At 71.3% G+C, this 23,038-nt stretch carries 14 protein-coding genes; 9 read left to right on the plus strand and 5 right to left on the minus strand.

Going from position 1 to position 23,038, the window contains the following annotated elements:
- Positions 1-209: 209 nt before the first annotated feature.
- The 3 genes from D7V97_RS18145 to D7V97_RS18155 all read left to right on the plus strand — a co-directional run bounded on the left by D7V97_RS18145 (position 210) and on the right by D7V97_RS18155 (position 2,984).
- Entirely contained in the window at positions 210-800 is a 591-nt protein-coding gene (locus D7V97_RS18145) for an RNA polymerase sigma factor (protein WP_199728848.1), read from the plus strand.
- Positions 800-1,600, plus strand: coding sequence for a tol-pal system YbgF family protein (locus D7V97_RS18150; RefSeq protein WP_120611909.1), 801 nt, complete (start codon positions 800-802; stop codon positions 1,598-1,600). The genes D7V97_RS18145 and D7V97_RS18150 overlap by 1 nt, the downstream gene beginning before the upstream one ends.
- A gap of 202 nt (positions 1,601-1,802) precedes the next feature.
- Positions 1,803-2,984 carry a hypothetical protein gene (locus tag D7V97_RS18155; protein ID WP_120611910.1) on the plus strand — a complete coding sequence of 394 codons (1,182 nt, stop codon included), beginning with the start codon at positions 1,803-1,805 and terminating at the stop codon, positions 2,982-2,984.
- Between the two features lie 10 nt (positions 2,985-2,994).
- Here the strand turns inward: D7V97_RS18155 and purU are convergent, their stop codons facing one another.
- On the minus strand, positions 2,995-3,858 hold the full coding sequence (gene purU, locus D7V97_RS18160; protein ID WP_120611911.1) for a formyltetrahydrofolate deformylase: 864 nt from the start codon (positions 3,856-3,858) through the stop codon (positions 2,995-2,997).
- Positions 3,859-3,988: 130 nt separating this feature from the next.
- Here purU and D7V97_RS18165 point away from each other — a divergent pair, with 130 nt between their 5' ends.
- Genes D7V97_RS18165 through D7V97_RS18185 form a run of 5 tightly spaced genes read left to right on the plus strand, consistent with a single transcriptional unit; the run spans position 3,989 to position 14,632 of the window.
- Positions 3,989-4,858, plus strand: coding sequence for a TIGR02587 family membrane protein (locus D7V97_RS18165; RefSeq protein ID WP_120611912.1), 870 nt, complete (start codon positions 3,989-3,991; stop codon positions 4,856-4,858).
- Positions 4,855-5,235 (plus strand): hypothetical protein, encoded by a 381-nt coding sequence (locus D7V97_RS18170; protein WP_120611913.1) that lies wholly within the window; start codon positions 4,855-4,857, stop codon positions 5,233-5,235. Before D7V97_RS18165 ends, D7V97_RS18170 begins: the two co-directional genes overlap by 4 nt.
- Before the next feature lie 52 nt (positions 5,236-5,287).
- Positions 5,288-8,548: a carboxypeptidase regulatory-like domain-containing protein gene (locus tag D7V97_RS18175; protein ID WP_120611914.1), complete on the plus strand. Its 3,261-nt coding sequence runs from the start codon at positions 5,288-5,290 to the stop codon at positions 8,546-8,548.
- Positions 8,549-8,576: 28 nt separating this feature from the next.
- Positions 8,577-11,870, plus strand: coding sequence for a carboxypeptidase regulatory-like domain-containing protein (locus tag D7V97_RS18180; protein ID WP_147444857.1), 3,294 nt, complete (start codon positions 8,577-8,579; stop codon positions 11,868-11,870).
- A 47-nt stretch (positions 11,871-11,917) separates the two neighbouring features.
- The gene (locus D7V97_RS18185) at positions 11,918-14,632 is read left to right on the plus strand and encodes a carboxypeptidase-like regulatory domain-containing protein (protein ID WP_158623392.1); all 2,715 of its coding nucleotides are present in this window, start codon (positions 11,918-11,920) and stop codon (positions 14,630-14,632) included.
- On the opposite strand, the gene D7V97_RS18190 is transcribed toward D7V97_RS18185, so the two are convergent.
- The 4 genes from D7V97_RS18190 to D7V97_RS18205 form a co-directional block, all read right to left on the minus strand.
- On the minus strand, positions 14,629-16,707 hold the full coding sequence (locus D7V97_RS18190; protein ID WP_147444858.1) for a glycoside hydrolase family 71 protein: 2,079 nt from the start codon (positions 16,705-16,707) through the stop codon (positions 14,629-14,631). The genes D7V97_RS18185 and D7V97_RS18190 overlap by 4 nt on opposite strands.
- 146 nt (positions 16,708-16,853) lie before the next feature.
- Positions 16,854-18,278, minus strand: coding sequence for a DUF1552 domain-containing protein (locus D7V97_RS18195; RefSeq protein ID WP_120611918.1), 1,425 nt, complete (start codon positions 18,276-18,278; stop codon positions 16,854-16,856).
- The gene (locus D7V97_RS18200; RefSeq protein WP_233582935.1) at positions 18,275-19,978 is read right to left on the minus strand and encodes a DUF1592 domain-containing protein; all 1,704 of its coding nucleotides are present in this window, start codon (positions 19,976-19,978) and stop codon (positions 18,275-18,277) included. The genes D7V97_RS18195 and D7V97_RS18200 overlap by 4 nt, the downstream gene beginning before the upstream one ends.
- 127 nt (positions 19,979-20,105) lie before the next feature.
- The gene (locus tag D7V97_RS18205) at positions 20,106-22,430 is read right to left on the minus strand and encodes an ATP-dependent helicase (protein WP_199728847.1); all 2,325 of its coding nucleotides are present in this window, start codon (positions 22,428-22,430) and stop codon (positions 20,106-20,108) included.
- Positions 22,431-22,571: 141 nt separating this feature from the next.
- On the opposite strand from D7V97_RS18205, the gene D7V97_RS18210 reads away from it, so the two are divergent.
- Positions 22,572-23,038: PaaI family thioesterase (locus D7V97_RS18210; protein WP_147444859.1), on the plus strand; the 467-nt coding region annotated here is incomplete at its 3' end.

Below are 23,038 nucleotides of genomic sequence, written 5' to 3' on the forward strand. Positions count from 1 at the left end.
GGGTGGCGCGTGCGGCCGGGGCTCGTGGTGGAGGCGGCGCTGTCGGGGGAGGTGCTCTTGGGGCGGCCCCGGCTGGGGTACGCCGTGGACGGCGGGTTCGTGCTTCGGGAGGACGGCTGGTCCGTGCGACCCCGACTGGGCGTGGGGATGGTGATTTTTCCGTGAGCACCGATGACCCGATTCCGCCCCGTGCCTCCTCCCTGTCGAACATGAGGAGTTCGGGCTCACATGCGACCGTCGTTCCCCGCGCGGAGGAGGATGCGCGGCTGGCGGCGGCCATGCGGGGCCAGCGCGACGCGACCGAGGCCCTGCTCCTGGACCTGCTGCCACGGGTGCGCAACCTGGTGCGCTACCTGGTGCGGGGGGACTCGGACGTGGAGGACATCGCGCAGGAGTCCCTCATCGCGCTGGTGCGGGGGTTGTCCACCTATCGCGGCGACGGGCGGTTCCACGGCTGGGTGGACCGGGTGGTGGTGCGCACCACGTTCGCGTGGCTCAAGCGCTCGCGAGGGCGCGAGGCCCGCTACAGTGGGGATCCGGTGGAGTTGCTGGCGGTGCCTTCCGACGAAGCGCCAGCGGATGAGTACGTGCATCGCCGTCACATGGTGGCGCTGCTGGACAGGCTTTCGACGGAGCAGCGGCATGCGTTGGTGTTGCACCACGTGCTGGAATTGAGCGTGCAGGAGATCTCCACGGAGCTGGGCGTCCCCTTCGAGACCGTGCGCAGCCGGCTGCGCCTGGGACGCACCGCGCTGCGGGCGCTGGCCGCCGATGGCGACGGGCCGGAAGGGGAAGCGTGATGAGCCCCCTGCCTCCCGGAGACGGCGACGAGGATCCGCTGGACGATCTGCTGCGTCCGCTCGATGAGGGTTCGGGGCCGGCGCGGCGGTTGTCCCGCAAGCGTTCGAGCGCGCTCGTGCAGGCGGCGCTGGACGCGGCGCTCCAGCAGGAAGCGCCACCGCCTCCCCGCGGGCGCAGGCGGCCTCCGGTGTGGTTGATGGCGGGCGCGGCGCTCGTCTTCACCGGGGCCGCGGCGGCTGCCGTGTGGCGCTTCTCGGCTCCCAGGTCCGTGACACCGGTGGTGCTGACGCCGCATGTCCCCGAACCGACCCGGATCGCCACGCTGGAGCCGGTGCCCCTGCCCGAGCCGGCGCCCGCTCCCTTCGTCATCGAGCACCCGCGCCCTGCCCGTCCGGCCCCTGTCACCAAGGAGTTGGCCCGACCGGAGGACCTGCTGCGACAGGCCAATGCCTTGCGTTCGGAGGGCAAGTGGACGGAGGCGGAAGGGCTGTACCTCCGCGTCATCCGCGCGCAGCCGTCCTCGCTGGCGGCCTACGTCGCGCGCGTGGCCGCGGGGTCGCTGCGGCTGGAGCACCTGGGGGATCCGCGCGGGGCGTTGCGCCAGTTCCAGGATGCGCAGCGCTCACAGCCCGGCGGCATGTTGGATCCGGAGGCACGGCATGGAGAGGCCGAGGCGTACCGGGCGCTGGGTGACACGGCGGCGGAGGCACGGGCACTGGATGCCTTCATCCGCTTGCATCCGGATTCTCCGCTGAGCGCCACGGCCCGGAGCCGGCTGCGGGAGTTGTCGCCGCGATGAGGCCCGTTCCGGCTCACGACAGCGGACGCGGCAGCCCGCTTCTCTTCACGGGGCAGCGCATTCCGAGATCAGACGTGAGCGATGTCGCCACGATGAGCTTCGCGGGTGGGCCCATGCGGCAGCCTCCGTGCCTGGGCATGGGAGGCAGCATTTCGCAGCGATACGCCGTGTCCCGATGCTCGCCGGAGGAGTCGTCTCGCGCATGAAGTTCCACGTCGCGGGGTTCTTGCTGCTGGGCGCCGCGTGCACCGTGAATGATCCGGTGGCCACGCTGCACAGCCCTGACGCGGGCGACCTCCCGGATGCCTGGGCTTCGCACTGTGCCGACAGTGGACCGCCGCTGCTGCTGGGCGACCCCGCCTCCGGTCCCCTCGTGTGCAGCGGTCGGCTGGCGGAGACGTTGTTCCGCCGCGCGGCGTGCTCCTGCGAAGGACTCTCCCTCAGCTCCCCCTTCAGCACGGATGCGTTCCGGAGCAGCGTGGGCCCGTACACGCCCGGCGGCGCGGGCGGTGACGTGGGCGTGAACGGTGCGCTGTCCGCGAACAACCGCGTCCAGGTGGGCGGCACCCTCCAGGTGGGCGACGCGGCGGGGCTTCTGCTCGCTGGCCCGCTCTCCGTGGGCGGCGACCTGGACAGCAGCGGTCCGCTCTCCGGTCCCGCCGTGACCGCCACCGTGACGGGCAACGCGCGGGTTCGCGGCGACGTGTCGCTCGCGGCACTCACGGTGGGCGGCGTGCTCACCGTGCCTGCTGAATTCACACCCGGACCCGCGCAGGCGGCCGAGCTCCGCCGCGAGCCCGTGGCGTCCGTCATCCCGTGCGACTGCGATGCCGCGTCCCGCTTCGACCCGGGCGTGCTCATCGCCCATCACTCGCGGGACCATGACAACGCGGCCATCGGCCTGGATCCGGCGACCCTGGAGGACGTCACCGGGGAGCGCGTGCTGGAGCTGCCCTGCGGCCGCTTCCTGCTCACGCGCGTCGCAGGGCCCGGCCGGGTCACGCTGCGCATCCGGGGCCGCACCGCGCTGTTCATCCCGGGCGGAGTGAACCTCCTGGAGTCCCTCACCGTGGACGTGCCGCCACCGGGGGAGCTGGACCTGTTCCTGTCGGGCGGCTTCGTCGTGTCCGGCCAGCTCACGCTCGGCTCCGCCACACACCCCTCGCGCGTGCGCGTCTACGTGGCGGGCACGGAGCCCCTGGACGTCTCCGCGAGCGGCCTGCTCGCCGGCAACCTCTACGCGCCCCAGGCCCGGCTCAACCTGAGCGGCAACGCGGAGGTGTTCGGCGCCCTGTTCGTGCGCGGCCTGGAAGCCTCCGGGGCCGTGCAGGTGCACCACGACGCCGACGTGCTCAGTGCCGGCGCGGCCTGCCCTGCCCCATAGCGCGCGGGCCTCAGCGGAAGACGACGGTCTTGTGGCCGTTGAGCAGGATGCGGTGCTGCACGAACCACGTCACCGCGCGGCCCAGCACCACGCTCTCCACGTCCCGGCCCATCGCGGTCAACGCCTCGGGTGACAGCGTGTGGTCCACGCGCTCCACGTCCTGTTCGATGATGGGTCCCTCGTCCAGGTCGCCCGTGACGAAGTGGGCCGTCGCGCCAATCAACTTCACGCCCCGGTCATACGCCTGCTGGTAGGGCCGTGCGCCCTTGAAGCTGGGCAGGAACGAGTGGTGGATGTTGATCAGCCGCCCCCGGAGCGCGTCGCATGTCTGGGCGGAGAGGATCTGCATGTACCGGGCGAGCACCACCAGGTCCACGTGCTGCTCGCGCACCAGCTCCAACAGGCGCGCCTCCTGCTGCGCCTTGTTCTCCGGCGTCACCGGCAGGTGGTGGAACGGGATGTCGTGCGACGCCGCCAGTTGGTAGAAGTCCCGGTGGTTCGACACGATGGCCGGGATCTCCACCGGCAGGATGCCGCTGCGGTAGCGATACAGCAGGTCGTTCAGGCAGTGGCCAATCTTGGAGACGAGCAGCAGCACCCGGGGCTTCACCGCCGCGTCGTGCAGGTGCCAGTCCATGGAGAAGCGTGACGCGAGGTGCGTGAACGCCTCGCGCAGCGCCGCCGGGTCGGTCTTCGACACTTCGTCCGCGAAGTGCACGCGCATGAAGAACAGCCGCGTCTGCGGATCTCCGTACTGCCCGCTGTCCAGGATGTTGCAACCGTGTTCCGCGAGCCACCCGGAGACGGCGTGGACGATGCCCCGCTGATCCGGGCACGACAACGTGAGGATGTACTGGGAGGGACGCTCGTTCATGGGCACGCGCCACTGTAGCGGACGGACCGCTCCAGCGACGGGCTGCGGTCGAGCGACTTCGGGGAGTGAACGCCCGGCGCGCCGGTCGGGGACTTCCCTCGCGGCGAAGCGACCCTAGACTGTCGCCTGCATGGCCGCCTCCCCTTCCGACAGCGCGCCCCGCCTTCGTCCGGTGTCGGACTCCCTGCGCGAGTACGGCCGGGGCATCGCGGGTGGGCTGCTCTTCAGCCTCCCGCTGCTCTACACGATGGAGGTGTGGTGGGCGGGCTTCACCTCCCATCCCGCGAGCGTGCTGGGCTACCTCGTGGCCACGTACGTGCTGCTGCTCGGCTACAACCGCTACGGCGGCTTCCGCCGGGACGTGAACTGGTTCGACGTGTTCACGGACTCGCTGGAGGAGCTGGGCCTGGGGCTCGTCGTGTCCGTCATCGTGCTCGTGCTCGTCGGACGCATCGGCCGGGGCACGTCGCTGCAGGAGGCGGTGGGCATGGTGGTGGTGGAGGCGGGCACGGTGGCCATTGGCGTGTCGGTGGGCACCGCGCAACTGGGCGGACAGCACCGCAAGGAGGATCCCGAGGAGGACCGGCGCCGCCTGGAGTCCGCCGACCATGTTCGCGCGCAGCTCGTCATCGCGTTCTGCGGAGCCGTGCTGTTCGCAGCCAACGTGGCACCCACGGAGGAGATCGTGATGATCGCCACGGAGACGTCGCCCTGGCACCTGCTGGGGCTGGCGGTGCTGTCGCTGCTGCTGGGCGGGCTCATCCTCTTCCAGAGCGACTTCACGCAGGCGCACCGCTTCACGCGCCGCCGCCTGCGCCGGGACGTGCTGGCGGGGACGGTGGTGACGTATGCGCTGGCGCTGATTTCGAGCGCGCTCGTGCTGTGGTTCTTCGGCCGGTTCGCGGGCAACGGCCCGGGCATCTGCGTGGCGCAGGTGGTGGTGCTGGGATTGGCGTCGACGCTCGGCGCGTCCGCGGGAAGGCTGCTCATCCAATCATGAAGAGCCATTGGAACTGGCTGGAGGGCGTGGTCTTCGTGTCGAGCTGCGTGCTCGTGGCGCTGGTGCTGGGCTACCTCGCGGTGGATGCGTGGAGGACGGGCAGCGGGCCCCCGGACCTGGCCGTCACGGTGGGAGCCCCGGTGCGCGGCGGACAGGACTGGCGCGTGCCCGTCACGGTGGAGAACCACGGCGACACGGCGGCCGAGGAGGTCCACGTGCGCGTGACGCTGCGCGGAGAGGCTGCCTCCGGGGAGGAAGCGGAGCTCGTGCTCGCGTTCGTGCCCCGCCATTCGAAGCGGGAGGGTTGGGTGGCCTTCACGAAGGACCCCTCCCCCGCCGGAGTGGAAGCCCACGCCGTGGGCTACGCGACCCCCTGATTCACGGGCCGGTTCGCGGCTATCCTGGGCCCTGGCACCTGGGAGGCCGCGCATGCGTCAGGGGATCCGCAGCAAGGCGTGGATGGGCGCGGCTGTCATCCTGGGGCTGCTCCTGGCGCTCTACCTGCGTGAGCGCGGGGCGTCTTCGGAACGTGCGGCGCGGAAGTCCTCCACCGTCGCGGCGGCGTCCGTCAGGACGGGCACCGCGACACCCGCCACACCCGTGCCGGGCGGGAGCCTGCGCATCACGGGCGTCGCGCGCGATGCACGGGGCCCCGTCGCGGGCGTGCATGTGTCCGCGTCGCGCGTGGAGCCGGAGGAGACATTGTCGGAGCGCTCGTGCCCTCCTTCCGAGGACGAAGCCGAAGCGCCAGGCGCGCCTCCGGCCCGCCTGAAGGACTGCTGGACGCGGGCCTACGACGAGGTGGTCGCCGAGGTAAGCGCCCTCACAGGAGAGGCGCGCGTCGTCGCGGAGACGACCACCGAGGAGGACGGCACCTTCGTCCTCGACGGACTTCCGGAGGGTGACGTCACGCTCTGGGGCTTGAGCGAACAGGGCGCGGCGAAGCTCCCCGGCGTGACGGCGGGGAAGCAGGACGTGGTGCTCGCCCTGGAGGACGGGCTCGTCTACGAGGGCGTCGTCAAGGAGGGACCGGAGGGACAGGAGCCCTTCCCGGGCGCCCGGGTCACCGTGTTCTCCCACGAGCACACGCGCTTCTTCACCGTCGCCACGGATGCCTCGGGACGCTTCCGCATCGGGCCCCTTCCCCGGGCTGACTACGCGGCGCTCGTCACGGCCGAGGAGCGGGGCCCGCTCCTCTTCCAGCGCGCATCCCTGCTCGAGTTCGAAGAGCTGACGCTCATGCGGCTCTTGCGCTACGCGGGCCAGGTGGTGTCACCGGAGGGAACGCCCGCGCCCGGGGTCCGGATCCGCCTGCGGTTGCAGGTCCTCGAACCCGAGTTCCAGTTCACCACCACGGACGCGACGGGACGCTTCTCCCTCACCACGGCGAATCCCTATCAGGGCACGCTCTTCGCCGAGACCGCCGCGCATGACGCCTTTGCCCAGGTCGAGACCTTCGCGAAGGAGGGCCTGGTGCTCACGCTCCAGCCCGGCGTGCTCCTGGAAGGCACCGTGCGCGACGACGCCGGGAGGTCGATCGCGGGAGCCCGGGTGGAGGTGCAGCCTCCGGATGGAAGCGGCCCGTCGAAGCCCCTGGGGACCCTGACGGACGCGACAGGGCACTACCGGCTGGGGCCCCTCCCTCCGCTGCCGCATTACGTCGCGGCCAGCGCCGCGCACCACCTGGACGTGAAGTCGTTCACGCACCCGCTCGACACGGACAGGAAGCCGCTCGACCTCATCCTGAGGCGCGCCGTCTCCGTGGAGGGCCTCCTCGTCGATTCCGAGGGAACGCCGCTCCCAGGGCTGGAGGTCGAGCTGCGCGAAGGGCCGCTGTCGCGCCGCTGGCCGGGTCCCGTCCTGGACACCACGCGCACGGACGCCTCCGGGAACTTCGTCCTGGATGCCGAAACCGATGGGCCGGGTGTGCTCACGGTCGAGGACGACGCCTTCATCCCCCAGCGGCTCGCGGTGGACCTCCCGTCGCGCGAGGTGCGCATGGTGCTGCACCGGGGTGCCCGCGTGTCCGTCACCGTCCTGAGCGCGGCGGGAGCGCCCATGCACGACATCAACGTGGTGCTCTGGCAGGGCGAGGAGCGGGGCGAGTACGTCCGGCAGGGGGACACGGACGACCAGGGCCGGGTCACGCTCCAGGGCGTGAAGCCCGGCACCTACGTGGTGGAGGCCTGGCTCCAGACGCGGACCGTGGAGCAGTTCGTCTCGCAAGCGCTGAAGGTCACCGACGGCGAGCCCCTGGAAGTCTCCCTGCGAATGGAGGAAGGCCGGACCCTGCGCGGCCTCGTCGTGGACACCCGGGGCCAACCCCTTCCCGGCGCCTCCGTCCAGTTCGAGCTCCCGCCTGGGGACGTGCCCCGCTACCGCCTCCACTCCGGCGGTTGCACGGTCACCGAACCGGTAGGTGTTCTCACCGACGCCGAGGGCCGTTTCACCCTTCGGCACCTGAGCGCGCCCCGCTACGCGCTCGCGGCGCGGCTGGAGGCGTACCGCTTCGAGGCCTCCCGCTCCCAGGGAGGCACCGTTGATGCCCGGGGGGCCCTGACGGTGGACGCTGCCGTCAGCGAGGTCCGGCTGGTGATGCGGCGCAAGCCGCACGTCCGGGGCCGGGCGGTGGCGGAAGGGGGCGGGCCGCTCAAGGACTTCGAAGTGAATGGGCGTGAGTCCCTCACCCCGGATGGAAGCTTCGACCTGCCACTGGAGGGCACCAGTCCCTGGCGGTTGCGGTTGAGTGCCCAGGACTTCGCGCCGCTGGAGCTCACCCTCACGCCGGAGGAGGACGCCGATGTGGACCTGGGTGTCGTCACGCTGAAGCGGGGCCGTACGGCGCGGGTGCTCCTGCGCGATGCCGAAACGGGCGAGCCGTTCAATGGACGCCTGCGCGCTGACACGGGAGACATGGTCACGGTGCCCGTCACCTATCGGATCCGTGGGGAGGGAGACCTGGAGGGCCGCCCCCGCTTCCCCCCTGCGAACCGGGGCGTGCCCACGCTGGACGGGACCCTGCTCCTGGAGCACCTGCCCACCACGGCGTTCACGCTCGAACTGGACGCGCCCTCCTTCCTTCCCCTGCGCAGGGGGGTGGGCGCGGAGGAGGAGATCCTGACGGTCCCGTTGGAGCGAGGCGCGCGGGTGAAGGGCCACGTCCGGGATGAACAGGGCAGTCCCCTCCGCGCGAAGCTCGTCTTCGTCCACTCCGACGGCACGATGGACGCTCGCACCGCGGGCCCGGGAGCATTCAGCTTCCGCGCCCTGCGCCCGGGCCTCTACACGGTGAACGCCTCCCCGGTCGACGAGTCCTCCGAAGCCATGTTCTCCCCCAGGACCGTACGCATTCCGCCGAGCGGCGAGGTCACCCTCGCGTTCGACGCCCTGGGTCCTGGCACCGCCCTCACGCTGGGGATGACGGAAGACGTCGACACCGTCCTCCTGATACCGGGGCAGGTGCCCGCGCCCGGCAATGCCAGGGACTTCGGGCGCATGGGTTTCCTGGAACATCCCGGGGGGAGATGGTTCGGTTTATCGATGCGCTTCAGCCGCGTCCCCGCCGGCCACTACACGCTCCTCGCCATGAACCGCGCGGAGGACCGGATCCACCGGGAGGAGTTGGACGTGCCCGCCGAAGGCACGCTGTCCCGCGACGTGCGCCCTATGTGGACTCCGCTCGCGCCCTGACACCAGGGCGTGGGCTATCCTGCCGCGCATGGGGGAACGAACCCGCAAGCGCGCGCGAGGGTGGATGGTCCTGGGAGCGCTGGCCGTCGCCGCGCTCCTCCTCGTCGTCCTCTGGGGTAGCCGGACCTCCAGGCCCACGAAGGCCACCGCCACCGCGAAGTCGGGCGCCCACGTCGCGAGGTTCACGACGCGCGCCATGCCCGTGCCGGACGGGAGCCTGCGCATCACCGGCGTCGTGCGGGATGCAAGCGGCCCCCTCGCGGGCGTGCATGTGTCCGCGTCGCGCGTGGAACCGGAGGAGACGCTGTCGGAGCGCTCGTGCCCTCCTTCCGAGGACCGCACCGAGGCTCCGGGAGGGCCCCCGGCCCGGCTGATCAAGGGCTGCTGGACGCAGGCCTACACGGAGCTGCTGGAAGCGGTGAGCGCCCGCGAAGGTGAAGCGCGCATCCTCGCGGAGACGACCACCGACACGGACGGCACCTTCGTGCTCGACGGGCTTCCGGAGGGCGTTGTCACCCTCTGGGCGCTGGGGCAGGAGGGCGCGGCGATGCGTCCCGACGTGATGGCGGGAAGCCGGGACGTGGTGCTCGGCCTGGAGGAGGGCAGCGTCTTCGAGGGCATTGTCACGGACGCGGATCCCAAGGATGCGCCCATCGCAGGCGCCCGGGTCACCGTCTTCTCGCACCAGCACACGCGCTTCTTCGACGCCGTCACCGACGCCCGGGGACGCTTCCGCATCGGGCCGCTTCCCCTGGCCGACTACGCCCTCCTCATCACGGCCGACGACCGGATGCCGCGCCTCTCCCAGGTGGCCCGCTCGCTGGAGTCCGAGGTGTTCGTCCTCGAGCGCCTTGCGCGCTACGCGGGCCGGGTCGTGTCAGCGCAGGGAACGCCCGCGCCGGGGGTCCAGGTCGTGTTGTATGCCCCCCTGCTCGAACCCGACGTGCGCGTCACCACCACGGACGCCCAGGGGCGGTTCTCCCTCATGGCGGCGGGCTCCCGGGAGAACGAACTCTTCGCCGAGGCCGCGGCGCGTGGCGCCTTCGCCTCCGCGAAGAGCGCTCCCCGCGAGGACCTGGTGCTCACGCTCGAGCCCGGCGGGTTCCTCGAAGGCACCGTGCGCGACGATGCCGGGAAGTCGCTCGCGGGCGCGCGGATCCGGGCCATCCGCATGGGGCACCAGGGGTTCGCCGAACACGGCCAGGCGCTCACTGACGCGAACGGGCACTACCGCCTGGGCCCCGTGCCCCCGTGGAGCGTCTTCATCGAGGCCTCGGCCGCGCAATGCCTGGACGAGGATACGAGCCTGCATCCCTTCCACCCGGACACAGGCCCGCTCGACTTCACCCTGACGCGCGCCTTCTCCGTGGAAGGCCTCGTCGTGGATGACGAAGGCCAGCCGCTCGCCGGGATGGAGGTCCAGTTGCAGGAAGGCTCGCCTTCGGACCGCGTGCGGAACGCCCACCGCACGAGGACCGGTCGCGCCGACGCGGCGGGGCGCTTCGTCGTGGAGACCGGATACACAGGGCCCGGGTGGCTTGAGGTCTTCCACCCGTCCTTCCTCGACGCAAAGCTCGCGGTGGATATCCCGTCGCGGGAGGTGCGGATGGTGCTGCACCGGGGCGCCAGCGTGTCCGTCACCGTCCTGGGCGCGGCGGGAGCGCCGCTGCACGGCATCACGGTGACGCTCTGGAAGCGGGAGGAGCGGGGCTTCGCGGAGTGCACGGGCGTCACGGACGAGCAGGGCCGGGTCACGCTCCGGGGGGTGAGGCCCGGGGGCTACGTGGTGGAGGCCCTGCTCCGGACCAGGGCCCTGGATCAGCACGCGTCGCGACCCGTCGACGTGACGGAGCAGGAGGCCCAGGAGGTGTCGCTGCGGCTGGAGGAGGGCCGGACCCTGCGGGGGCGCGTCGTGAACACCCGGGGCCAGCCCCTCGCGGGGGTCGCCGTCCGGGCCGCGGTTCCCCCAGGGGACGCCCCCCGCTACCGGGACCGGGAGCCAGACCCGGACGTCGACCGCTACGACAGCTACGACGAGGAGCGTCCGGAGGGCGTCCTCACCGATGAGGAGGGCCGCTTCACCCTGCGACACCTGAGCGCTCCCCGCTACGTGCTCACCGCGAGCCTGGCGGGCCACCGGTTCGATGCCGCCCGCTCCCAGGGAGGCACCCCGGAGGGCACGGAGTCCCTGACGGTGGGAAGCAATGCCAGCGAGGTCCGGTTGGTGATGCGGCGCAGGCAGCACGCCCGGGGTCGGGTGGTCGCGGAAGGAGGCGCGGCCCTCGAGTCCTTCCAGGTGAACGACCAGCCCCCCCGCACGCCGGACGGCACCTTCGAGCTGTGGGTGGAGGAGACCGGTGACTGGCGGTTGCTGGTGGAGGCCGAAGGCTTCGCGCCGCTGGAGCGCACGCTCACCGTGGACGGTGAAACCGACCTGGACCTGGGAACGCTCACGCTCAAGCGGGGCAGGACGGTGCGGGTGCTCCTGCGCGATGCCGTGACGGGCGTCCCGTACAACGGCCGCCTGAGCACCGACAAGGGAGTGACGATCACGGTGGCCGTCCACTATCGGATCCGCGCGGAGGGCTCGCTCAACGGCCCGCCCTACCCCGGCCAGCACCGGGGCGTGCCCACGCTGGACGGAACCCTGCTCCTGGAGCACCTGCCCGCCACGGCGTTCGCGCTGGAGCTGGAGGCCCCCCTCTATCTGCCGCTGCACACGACAGTGGGCGCGGAGGAGGAGACCCTCACGGCCCGGCTGGAGCCGGGCGCCCGGGTGACGGGCCACGTCCGGGACGCGCAGGGCCGCCCTGCTCCCGCGGCGCTTGTCTTCATGAGCGCCGACGGCACGTGGGTGGACCACCAGACCGATGACACGGGAGCCTTCGACGTCCGGGCGCTTCCCCCGGGCCTCTACACGGTCATGGCCTCTGCGTCCGACTCCATCAGCGACCTCCGCTTCCAACCGCAGTCCGTGCGGATTCCCTCCAGCGGAGAGGTCCACCTCACGTTCGAAGCCCTGGGCTCCGGCACCACCGTGACGCTGCGGATGACGGAAGACGTCCACACCGCCCTCCTGCTCCCGGGGCAGGTGCCTGCCCCCGGAAGCAGCAAGGCGTTCGACGTCCTGACCTCGCGACAACACCCCCAGGTGGAGTGGACCGGCCTGTCGATGCGCTTCAGCCGCGTCCCCGCGGGCCACTACACGCTGCTCGCCGTGAACCGCGCGAGGGAGGGGGTCCACCGGGAGGAGCTGGACGTGCCCACCGAAGGCACGCTGTCCCGCGACGTGCGCCCCGTGTGGACTCCCCTCGCGCGCTGACAGCGTGTCCTTGCGCTATCCTGCCGCGCATGGGGGAACGAACACGCATGCGCGCGAGGTGGTGGCTGGCATTGGGAGCGTTGGCCGTCGCCGCGCTCCTCACCTTCTTCCTCTGGGGAAGCCTGTCCCCGGAGCCCACGAACACCACTGCCACCGCGCCCCCTGCCGTGGCACCGGTGGCCCGCGCCGCGCTGATCACGACCCCGCCGCGTCCTTCCGGGAGTGGGCGCATCACGGGGCTCGTGCGGGATACCCGGGGCTTCGCCGCGAGCGCACGCGTCTCCGCTTCGCGGACGGAGTCCTGGCGGACGCTGTCGGAGCTGCCCTGCCCCACCGTCCAACCCGACCAGGAGGGCATGCCCGTCGCGCTCAAGGACTGCGGGTTCGAGTACCGGCGCATGATGGTGGAGCTCGTGAGCGCACGGCTGGGCGAAGCCGACGTGTTCGCGGAGGTGGCGACCGACGCGGACGGTCGCTTCGTGCTGGAGGGGCTGCCCGAAGGCAGCGTCACGCTCTGGGCCCTGGGGGACGACGGCGTGGCGATGCAGGCCCACGTCCCGGTCGGCACGAGCGACGTGGTGCTGGAGCTTGAGGAAGGGGGCTACATCGAAGGGACCGTCACGGAAGGGGACGGCAAGACGCCCATCCCCGACGCCCAGGTGACGTTGATCCACCGCGAGCACACCCGCTTCTTCGACACGCACACCGATGCCCAGGGCGCCTTCAGCCTGGGGCCGGTGCCCCGGACCACCTATTCGCTCTTCGTCGCCGCGAAGGGTTGGGCCTCGCGGTTCATCCCGGACACCCGCGGCTGGCACACGGACACGCCCCTGAGGCTCACCCGCCCGACCCGCCTCGCGGGCCGCGTGGTCGCGGTGGATGGAAGCCCCGCGCCGGGAATCACCATCCTGCTCGATGGCGACACCCCGCTCGCGACGGAGCAGCTCACCACGTCCGACGGGACGGGCCACTTCTCCTTCGACGACGTGCCCGCCGTCCCCCACCAGCTCTCCGCCACATCCAGGGAGGCGAGCGCGTTCGCCACGCTCAACGTGACGCCCCCGCTGGACGCCGTGGTGCTCCAGTTGGAGCCCGGCGTGTATGTCGAAGGCACGGTGCGCGGCGACACCGGCCAGCCCGTCGCGGGCGCGAAGGTCCTCACGTACCGGGAGGACGGCGGCCCCGCCTCCGCCGAGGCCACCACCGTGACGAGCGTGGCGGGTCGCTACCGGCTGGGGCCCGTGCGCTCCGGACCGCACACGTTCAAGGTGGAGGCAGCGCACCACCAGGACCTGGAGCTCGCGGCCCAGAAGCTCCAGCAGGGCATGGGGCCGCTGGACTTCACCCTCGTGCGCGCGGCGTCCGCCGAAGGCATCGTCGTCGACGAGCAGGGCACTCCGCTCGCCGGCATCCCGCTGCAGCTCCGCAGCGGCGACGAGCACTGGAACTTCAGCTATCCCGAGGACACCCAGCTGTCGGATGCCGAAGGGCACTTCGTCCTGGACGCCGAGGAGCCAGGGCCCGGCTTCGTCTTCACCGAGGACACGTCCTTCCTCTTCGGGGCGCTGGCGGTGCAGGTGCCCGCCGCGTCGCTGCGGCTGGTGCTGGACCGGGGCGCCTCCGTGTCGGGCAGCGTGACGGACGCGCAGGGGCTGCCGGTGCACGGGGCCGCGCTGAGTCTGGGTAGCGTCCAGGGTGACGACGAGCGCGAGGAGCTGCGGCGCTCCGCGACCACGGACGCCTCGGGCCGCTTCCTCCTCCAGGGCATCCGGCCCGGCCGTTACGTCCTGGAAGCGACCGTCTCCCGGGACTGGACCGACGAGCGCGCCTCCCGCCCCATCGAAATCACGGGGCGCGAGCACGTGGACGTGTCCCTGCGTCTGGAAGAGGGCCGCACCCTCTCCGGGATGGCGGTGGACACGGCCGGCCTTCCGCTCGCGGAGGTGCGGATCCTGGCCACCACGCCCGACGTGGACGACCCTCCGTGGCGCCACCAGGAGGAAGACACCGCGGTCGCCGCGGGCGCGCGTTCGGGTCCGGATGGCCGCTTCACCCTGCGCCACCTGGCGGCCACCCGCTACGCGCTGACCACGGACATGCCGGGCTACACCTTCCATCCGGAGCGCTCCCAGGGAGGGACGTTCGAGCAGAAGGAGGAGCTGTGGGTGGACGCGCACGCGGAGCAGGTCCGCCTGGTGTTCGTCAAGGATGGGCACCTGAAGGGCCGGGTCGTGGATCCGACGGGCAAGCCGGTCACCGCCTTCACGCTGAGCCTCTCGAACCGCACGTCCTCGGGGGCGGCGGTGGAAGCTCCCGACGGCACCTTCGACTGTCCCGTGAAGGGCTCCGGCACCCGGACGTTCACGGTGCGGGCGGAGGGGTTCCCTGCCTTGCGTCGGGCCGTGACGACGGAGGAAGGCGTCGACCTCGACCTGGGCACCCTGACCCTCGAAAGCCATTGGACGCTGCGGCTCCACCTCCATGACCAGAAGACCGGCGAGCCCCTCACCGAAGCGGACAAGCCCTTCGTGGAGTTCTGGAGCACCGGAGCCCGCCCCGGCATCCACGGGCGGGCCGACGTCCGGCGCCCCACGTTCAGGAACGGCCTCTTCGAGGTGGAGGCCGCGCCCCCACTGCCCTTCACCGTGGAGGTGACGACGAAGGGCTACCGCGATGTCACCCGGAACGTGACGTCCCGCGATGGAGTCCTCACGGTGCCCCTGGAGCCCATCCGCTCCGTCGCCGAACCCGCGGATCCCTAGGGGAAGAACGCCGTCCGGTCACACGTCAGGCTGCCGCCCGCGCGGTAGAGCAGGTCCTGGTAGACGATGGTGTTGTTGATGGGGGACGCGCTCGTCACCGACGCCACCGTGACGCCGCCGCGCACCGCCCGGAAGCGCGGCGTGCCCTCCTTCAGCGGGATGCGGAAGGACTGGATGCCCGCGCCCACGTCCTTTCGCTGCACGGTGCCCGCGACTTCAATCTCGAGCGTCGCGGGCGCGGTGAGGAACGCCAGCAACTCAATCTCATTCACGGCGGCGGCGCCGTTCACCAGCTTGTAGACGGAGCGCTGCTGCGTCAGGTCCGGCACCGCGGTCGTCGCCTGGGTCCGGTGGAAGTAATACACCGCGTCCCGCACGATGGCCGGCTGCACGCCCGTCTTGAACCACGTCGTGTAGTACGCCGTCAGGTCGAACGGCGCCCACTGCGTGCCGCTGGACGGGGAGAACTCCGTGGCCTCCGAGTAGTCATTCCAGGTAATGAGCTGCACCCAGTCCGCGCCGCCCTGGATGGCTGCGTCCCACAGCGCGAGCAATGCCTGGGAGTTGTTGGCCTCCGTGTAGACCAGGTCCTTGGGCCGCGAGTCCTGCACCGCCAGCGGCGCCATCCACTTGAGTCCCATCCCGTGCGCGGTGCCCGGGTTCGTCTTCTGCCCCGCCGCGCCCGCCAGCGTGCGCGAGCCCCAGGAAGACGTGCCGTACAGCGGCACCTGCGCCTGGAGGCTGGTCGTCGCCGCCGCCCACGGCGACACGTACACCGGCCACAGCGCGGACGGGATGCCACGCGCGGACAGGGCCTGGAGCGTGGAGGCCCACCACTGCGGCGTGCGCCGGTCCGCGGCGAACGGCGCGAGCAAGAGCCGCCCGTCCTCCAGGTGGTACGTCGCCGCGTGCGACGCCACCGAGGCGATGGAGTCCACGAAGGCCGTCTGCGCCTCCGCGTCCGTGCCCTGGTACGTGGCCGTCATGTCCGGCATCAGCACGATGTGGAAGCCCGCGTCCACGGCGGCCGCGGCGTCCAGCATCTTGAGCAGCCGCGTCCAGTGCGTGCCCTGGTAGTTGAGGATGTCGTAGGTGAAGCCGTCCAGCCCCAGGGTCGCGGCGCGCCGCACCTCCAGCTCGAAGTTCGCGCGCTCGTAGTCCACGCCCACCGCGCGCGGAGGCTGCGGCAGGGGCCGCTGCTTGAGCAGGCCGCCGCAGTAGGCGAACTTGGAGTTCTCCCCCGTGGGCTGCAGGTAGTTGCGCGCGTAGTAGTCGACCGCCGGGTCCTTGTTGTCGAGCGACAGCGGATAGGGCGAGAAGTAGTGCGCGAAGACCTTCTTCGGTGACGCGCGCAGCGACGACAGCGACGGCAGGTCCAACGCGAAGCAGGGCGTGGGCTGCGCCGTCACGGTCGCATTCAACTCCAGGTCGAAGCCCAGGTCGGACGAGTTGAGCGTGGACTGGTGCACCTCCACCGCCAGCACGTTGGTGCCCGTCACCAGCGCGGTGAGTGGGATGGAGGCCGTGAGCCACGTCGTCTCATCCACCCCGGCGATGACCAGCGGCGCCAGCGTGGAAGCCGTCACCGTGCCCGCGGGCAGGTTGGTGCGGAAGACCTCCACGCCGTTCAGGTAGACGATGGCGCCGTCATCCCGCAGCAGGCGCAGCACGCCCGCGCTCACCCGCGACGCATCCGCCACGGTGAACGTCTTGCGGAACCACGTCGTCACGTAGCGGGACGTGGTGCTGGGGCCGTAGGACACCACGGTCGCCTCGTCACCGTCGCCGTAGCCCAGCTGCGCGGCGCCCTGCGCCCACGCCGCGTCCGCGTACGCCACGGACTTCCACTGCGCGCCTGGATCCACGCCGGTGTCCCGGTACTTCCACACGCTGCCGGCGGCCACCAGCGTCGTGGAGACACCCACGGCCGCCTCCTGGATTCCGGAAGCGGGTGCGTCGGGAGCTACCGGCTCGGAGTGCTCGGAGTGCTCGGCCGGACCGCAGGCGCTGGTGCCCGCGATGAAGAGCGAAAGACAACCCACTCGAACGAAGTTCGACCACTGCGGCAAAGACATGGAGCCTCCGGGGGAGGGGCGGCCCGGAACACCGGGCCACGCGAGCGCTGACGACAGACGCCGTCAGCTCTTATCCGCCCGAGGCTGTGATTGTTTCTCCCAAATCCTGAAAAACCGCCAATTCCATCATTGGCGGTGTTTTCTGTTCAGGCCAGCAGCTCCGGCAGCAGGCCCTTGGCGTGCGCGGGGTCGCCAAAGTCATCCAGCGGCCCACCCGCCGCGTTGCGCAGGCCCACCGCGCTGCCAATCGTATTGAGCAGCTTGTTGTGGTTGGGGTTGCCGCCGCCGGAGGCCGTCACCGCCACGCCCTGCTTGAGATAGCCATTGCAGCTTCCCGCGAGGATGAAGGGGATGTTGCGCGCCGAGTGGGCCGGCCCGTTGCCCAGGTCGTTGAACCAGACGGACACGCCCATGTCGACCAGCTTCTTGCCGTCCGGAAGGACGTAGCCCGCCAGCCGGTCCAGCAGGTAGTTGAAGGTCCTGGCGAACTGCGCGTCCACGCGCGCGTGCAGCAGGTCCGAGCCGGCGATGATGCCGCCCGCGGCGTCGTGCGACAGGCGGCGGTGGGAGATGAAGTGGAAGTTCTCCATCAGCTGCCCCGTCGTCGGGTCCCGGTAGCGCGTGGCGCTGTCATTGCCGTTGCCCACCTGGATGGCCACCGAGCGCGTGGTGCCGCACGCCACCGCGAGCACCGCGATGTCCATGTGCAGCCGCACCGTGGCCAGCACCTCGTCGCCGTCCGTGCTGTTGTAGCCAGGCGCCTGCTGCTGGAGCCGCAGCTCCTCGTCCGCCCGCGCGCGGCAGCTCAACGCCACCTCCAGGTCGCGCACGTTGGACAGGTGCAGATCCAACCGCTGGTGGTCGGTGCTGCTCAGCTCCGGCCGCGACTGGAGCGCCTTGAGCTGTCCGGACACCAGGTCGTTGATGCTGCGCTGGCGCACCAGCAGCGCCTCGCGCGCCTCCGGCGTGAGGCCGCCGGGGCCGCCCACCATCGTCTGGTAGGCCACCCACGGATCATGCAGCGCGGCCCGGCGCGAGGCGCTGCCCCGGTAGGAGATGCACGGGCCGCCCAGCCAGCCGCCGCCCTGCCCCGCGTAGAGGAAGAGCGAGTCGCGCTTCTGCGGGTTCAGCTCCCGGCCGATGCGGTGGTCCAGCGACTCGCCGGACGCCTCGGAGTCACCGCCCACGCCCTCCACGGTGGGGCCGCGCGCGGTGAGGCTCTGCAGGGCGCCTCGCGCGTGGCCGTCGCCGTAGTTGTAGTCCTTCATGTTGACGTTGCGCACCACCAGCAGGCGCGCGCGGTGGTCCGCCAGCTCCACCAGCGACTTGCCCGCGAGCGTCGTCGTGGTGAGGGCGCCCAGGGGCTCCGGCCAGAAGCGCTCCGGCTCCAGGCCCAGCTCCTCGGTGTTCTGCGCGGCGGCCACGCCATCCGCCTGGCGCAGGAAGATGGCGAAGGGCAGCGCCCCGGGCTCCGCGGCCTCGGCCCTGCGGGACACCAGCCCCTCCAGCACCGGCAGTCCCAACATGGCCCCACCCAGGCCCTGCAACACGTGTCGTCGGCTCAGTTTCACGGCAGCTCCTCCGGGTGACGGTTCACGAAGCCCACGCCCGTGACGACTTCGACGACCAGATCCACGATGGACAATTGCCCCGCCTGCGACAGCTTCCCCAGCCGCGACACCAGGGCCGTGTCCTCCGTGGCCGCCGGGCGCCCGCTCAGGAACTCCACCCAGTGGCGCGCGTAGCACTCGTGCACCGCCTGCGAATTGGCGAGCACGTCCGACAAGTCCAGCGCGTCCTTCACCGCGACCTTCTGTCCGCCGATGCCCGGTGACGACGTGGCATCCACCGCGTGCCCGTTGTCCGTCGTGCGGAAGCCGCCCACCGCGTCGAAGTTCTCGAAGGGGAAGCCCAGCGGGTTGATGAGCGTCGCGTGGCAGGACGCGCACACCGTGCCGGGCGCCTCCGTGTGGGACGTGACGACCTCGCGGTTGGTGCGGCCGTTGGGCGCGGGCAGCGCCGGGATGTTGGCCGGCGGCGCGCCAATCTTCTGGCACAGCAGGTGCTCCGACAGGAACACGCCGCGGTGGATGGGATCCGGATCCACCGACGTCGCATGCGACGCGAGGAAGCCCACCTGGGTGAGCACGCCCCGGCGCTGGGTGGCGTCCAGCGTCACCGGCACGAAGTCCGCGGTGAACGTCCCGCTGAGGCCGTAGACGCGCGCCAGCTCGTCGTCGACGAAGGTGTCGCGCGACGTGAGCAGGTCCTGGAAGCGCCCTCCCCGCTTGAAGACGACGGAGTCGACGAAGAGCGCGTTCTCCTTCGCCGCGGACGTGGACAGCTTCGCCGTGACGGTGGGGAAGCGCGTGGTGGACGGCCGGATGCTGGCGTAGCGGGGCACGTCGAAGACGACCGAGTGGTAGGCCCCCACCACGTCGCGCGCCCGCGCGTCCTGGATCATCCGCCGCGCCTGCGCCGCCACGCCCTCGCGCGTCGTCAGCGTCCCCTCGCGGGCGGCGGTGAAGAGCGCGTCGTCCGGCATGGAGTCCCAGAGCGCGTAGCTCAGCCGCGACGCCACCTCGTAGGCATCGAGCGGCACCTTGCCGTCCTTCGCCTCGGTGCTGCGCTCCACGCGGTAGAGGAACAGGGGCGACTGGAGGAACCCCTCCAGCACCAGCCGCAGGCCCGCCTGGAACGGGGCCATGGTCGAGTACGACGCGGGGCCCTTGCGGTACAGGACGAGGTACGACTCCACCTCGTCGGCCGTCAGCGGCCGGCGGTGCGCACGCAGGCCGAAGGACTCCACGAACGCCTTCGCGCGCGCCTCGTCGGTGTTGGTGCCCGGAGGCAGCAGCTTCCCGAGCTTCGTCGCGTCGGTGGCCACCTGTCCCGCCAGGTCCGCCGCCGCACGCTGGTAGGCGCCCCACAGCGCCTCGTCCACCGACAGGGAGCGGGCGTCGTTGTCGAAGAGGAAGCCGCTCTGCGACGGATCCGCGCGGAACGTCTGCGCCAGGGCCGTGGGCGCAGAGGCCAGCCGCAACAACTCCTGCGCGCTGCTGACCCACTGGGAGTGCGTCAGCCGTGCGACACGCACCGTGCGCGCCGGCTGCTCCACCGCCGCCGGTGGGTTGTTCGTGCCCCCGGGGCCGCCACCGGGCCCGCCGCCCGGCTTCGCCGCGTCCAGGATCTGCCCTTCACAGCCGCCCAGCAGTCCCACGGAGGCCGCCAGCAGCGCCGGACTCCACCATCGTCGTCTTCGCGCGATCACCGGTGCGCCTCCATTCGTTGGGGCTCATCCCAATGAGGAGTCGACTTGTTGTCAATCCGTACACCGGCCAGCCAGGCGTCGTGTCACATGAATACTGAAAACAAATGTCGACACGGGATTTTCCGGGCTAACCGGGAATGAGGAAACGTGCGATGACCCGCTTGAGGCCTACATCTCCGCCGAACTCCACCGTCACCTTGGCGTTGGGGCCGCTGCCGTCCGTGGAGATGATGCGGCCGGAGCCGAACTGCTCGTGGCGCACGCGCATGCCGCGCACGTCGCCGCTGACGGCCTCCATGTCGGACGACGCCTGCGAATAGCTGCGGTCCACGCGCGGGCCCGTCTCGTCGTCGTCCCACGCACGGCGGCGCGGGGCCATGGCGGCGGGGCGCGGGGGCGCGGGCAGGTCGTTCTCCTTGAAGCCGAAGAGCGCCTGCGGCACGTCCGCGAGGAAGCGGCTGGGCGGGTTGTACTTGAGCTCACCGAAGAGGGAGCGGCACTGCGCCAGGCTCACGAAGAGCCGCTTGCGCGCGCGGGTGAAGCCCACGTAGCAGAGGCGTCGCTCCTCGGCCATCTCCTCGCCGCCGTCCGGCTCCTCGCTCTTGAGCGCGCGCGAGTGCGGGAAGACGCTGTCCTCCATCCCGGTGAGGAAGACGGCGTCGAACTCCAGGCCCTTGGCCGCGTGCAGCGTCATCAGCGCCACGCGGCCCTCGCTCACCTCCGCGTCCGCTTCGCCCACCAGGCTGATCTGCTCCAGGAAGGCCTGCAGCGGCGGCACGTCCGCGGTGAGGGGCGCGGAGTCCACGCCCTCCGGGGCCTCCTCCTCGCGCGCCTCGGCCGCCATCGCCGAGGCCACGGCGTCGGAGGCGCGCTTGAGGTCGAACTCCTGCGCGGCGCCCAGCAGTTCGCGCAGGTTCTCCGCCCGGGTGAGCGCCTCGTCGCTGCCATCCGCGACGAGCGTCTCCACGAGCTTCGTCTCCTTGAGCATCTGATCCACCGCGCCCGCCGCGTCCTTCGCCGTCTGGGCGAAGGCGTGCAGCGACACGAGCAGTTGGTGGAAGCCGCCCAGCCGCTTCTGCGCCGCGGCGTTGAGGGCGGGGATGCGCTGGCGCTCGGCGAGGGCCTCGTAGAGGCTCAGGCCCTGCTCGTTGGCGAAGTCCGTCAGCCGCTCCTCGGTGGTGTCTCCAATGCCGCGCGCCGGCACGTTGAGCACGCGCAGCAGGTCCGCGTCCGAGCGCGGGTTCACCATCAGCCGCAGGTACGCGGACGCGTCGCGCACCTCCGCGCGGTCGTAGAAGCTGCGCCCGCTCACCAGCGTGTACGGCACGCGCGCCAGCCGCAGCGCCTCTTCCAGCACGCGGCTCTGCGCGTTGGTCCGGTAGAACACCGCCATGCTGGAGAACTTGATGAAGCCCTCGCGCTGGAGGGCGAGGATGCGGCGGGCCACCTCCTGCGCCTCCGCCCGCTCGTCGCGGTGGAGCATCAGCTCCAGATTTTCGCCCTTGGGCCGCTCGCTCCAGAGCTTCTTCGCCATGCGGCGCGAGTTCTTGGAGATGACCTCGTGCGCCGCGGTGAGGATGTTCTGGTCGGAGCGGTAGTTCTGCTCCAGCTTGACCACCTTCGCGCCCGGGTACTGCTGGGGGAAGTTGAGGATGTTGTCCACGTCCGCGCCGCGCCAGCGGTAGATGGACTGGTCGTCGTCCCCCACCACCACCAGGTTCGCGGACGGCGGCGGGGCCAATTGCCGCAGGAGCGCGTACTGCACGGGGTTGGTGTCCTGGAACTCGTCCACCAGCACGTGCGTGAAGCGCGTGCGGTAGCGCGACAGCACGTCCGGCTGGTCGCGGAAGAGCTTCACGAGCAGGAGCAGCAGGTCCCCGAAGTCCACCGCGTTCGCCGCGCGCAGCAGCCGCTGGTAGACGCGGTACACGCGCTGCACGATGGCGCCGCGAATGTCGTCGTTCTCCACGCGCATGTCGTCCGGCAGGCGCGCGGCGTTCTTCTCCTGGTCGATGCGGTGGAGGATCTCCCTCGGCTGCATCACCGGATCCACGCCCGCGTCGCGCATGGCGCGCTTGACGAGGCTCATCTGGTCGCCGTCGTCGTAGATGACGAACGACTTCGTGAGGCCCACGTGCTCCGCCTCGCGGCGGAGGATCATCGCCGCGGCCGAGTGGAACGTGCTCACCACCAGCTCGTTGGCCTGCGCGCCCAGGAGCGCGGTGAGGCGCTCGCGCATCTCGCGCGCGGCCTTGTTGGTGAAGGTGACGGCCAGGATGCGCCAGGGGAAGACGCGGCGCACCTTCACCAGGTGGGCGACCCGGCGGGTGATGACGCGCGTCTTGCCGCTGCCAGCGCCCGACAGGACGAGCAGCGGGCCGTCGCCATGGAGCACGGCTTCCGCCTGGGGCGGGTTGAGGTCTTCGAGGAGGGCGGATTCGTGGGCGTTCACGGGGGTTTCCACGCAGGGAAGAACCCCGTCTTCTAACGTCTTTCGCCCGCCGGTGTGGGGTCTTCCGCCGTCCCCGGCGCCCGCCGGGCCGTCCGCCCCCGGGACAGGCAGGAGCGTGCGGTATAAAGCGGGGAGCGCGCCATGTCCGACACCCCTCCGAACCGTCCCTCCCAGGCCCAGCTCGACCGCTTCGCGGAAGGCTTCAACCAGAGCCTCACCCTTCGCCACTTCGGCGCCCGGATGTCCTTCCCGGAGGGCCGCAAGGTGGTGGTGGCCCTGCCCCAGGTGCAACCGGAGCACCGGGGCGGCCTGGGCACCTCCGCCGTCAACGGCGGCATCCTCGCGGCCCTCTTCGACCTGGCCATCGGGTGCACCCCGGCGCTCCGGGACCCCACCAAACGCTGCGCCACCATCCAGCTGTCCATGAGCTTCGAGCGCCCCGCCACCGGCGACAGCCTCCACGTGGAGGCCACCCTCGACCACGGCGGGCCGTCCACCGTCTTCGCGTCCGCCCGGCTCCTCGACAGCGAGGGGCGGGTGTGCGCCCGCTGCCAGGGCGTCGTGCGCGTCTCCTCCCAGCCCTGGGCCGCGGGCGACAGCCCCGCCAC

This window comes from Corallococcus sp. CA053C (assembly GCF_003611675.1).
Taxonomy (GTDB): domain Bacteria; phylum Myxococcota; class Myxococcia; order Myxococcales; family Myxococcaceae; genus Corallococcus.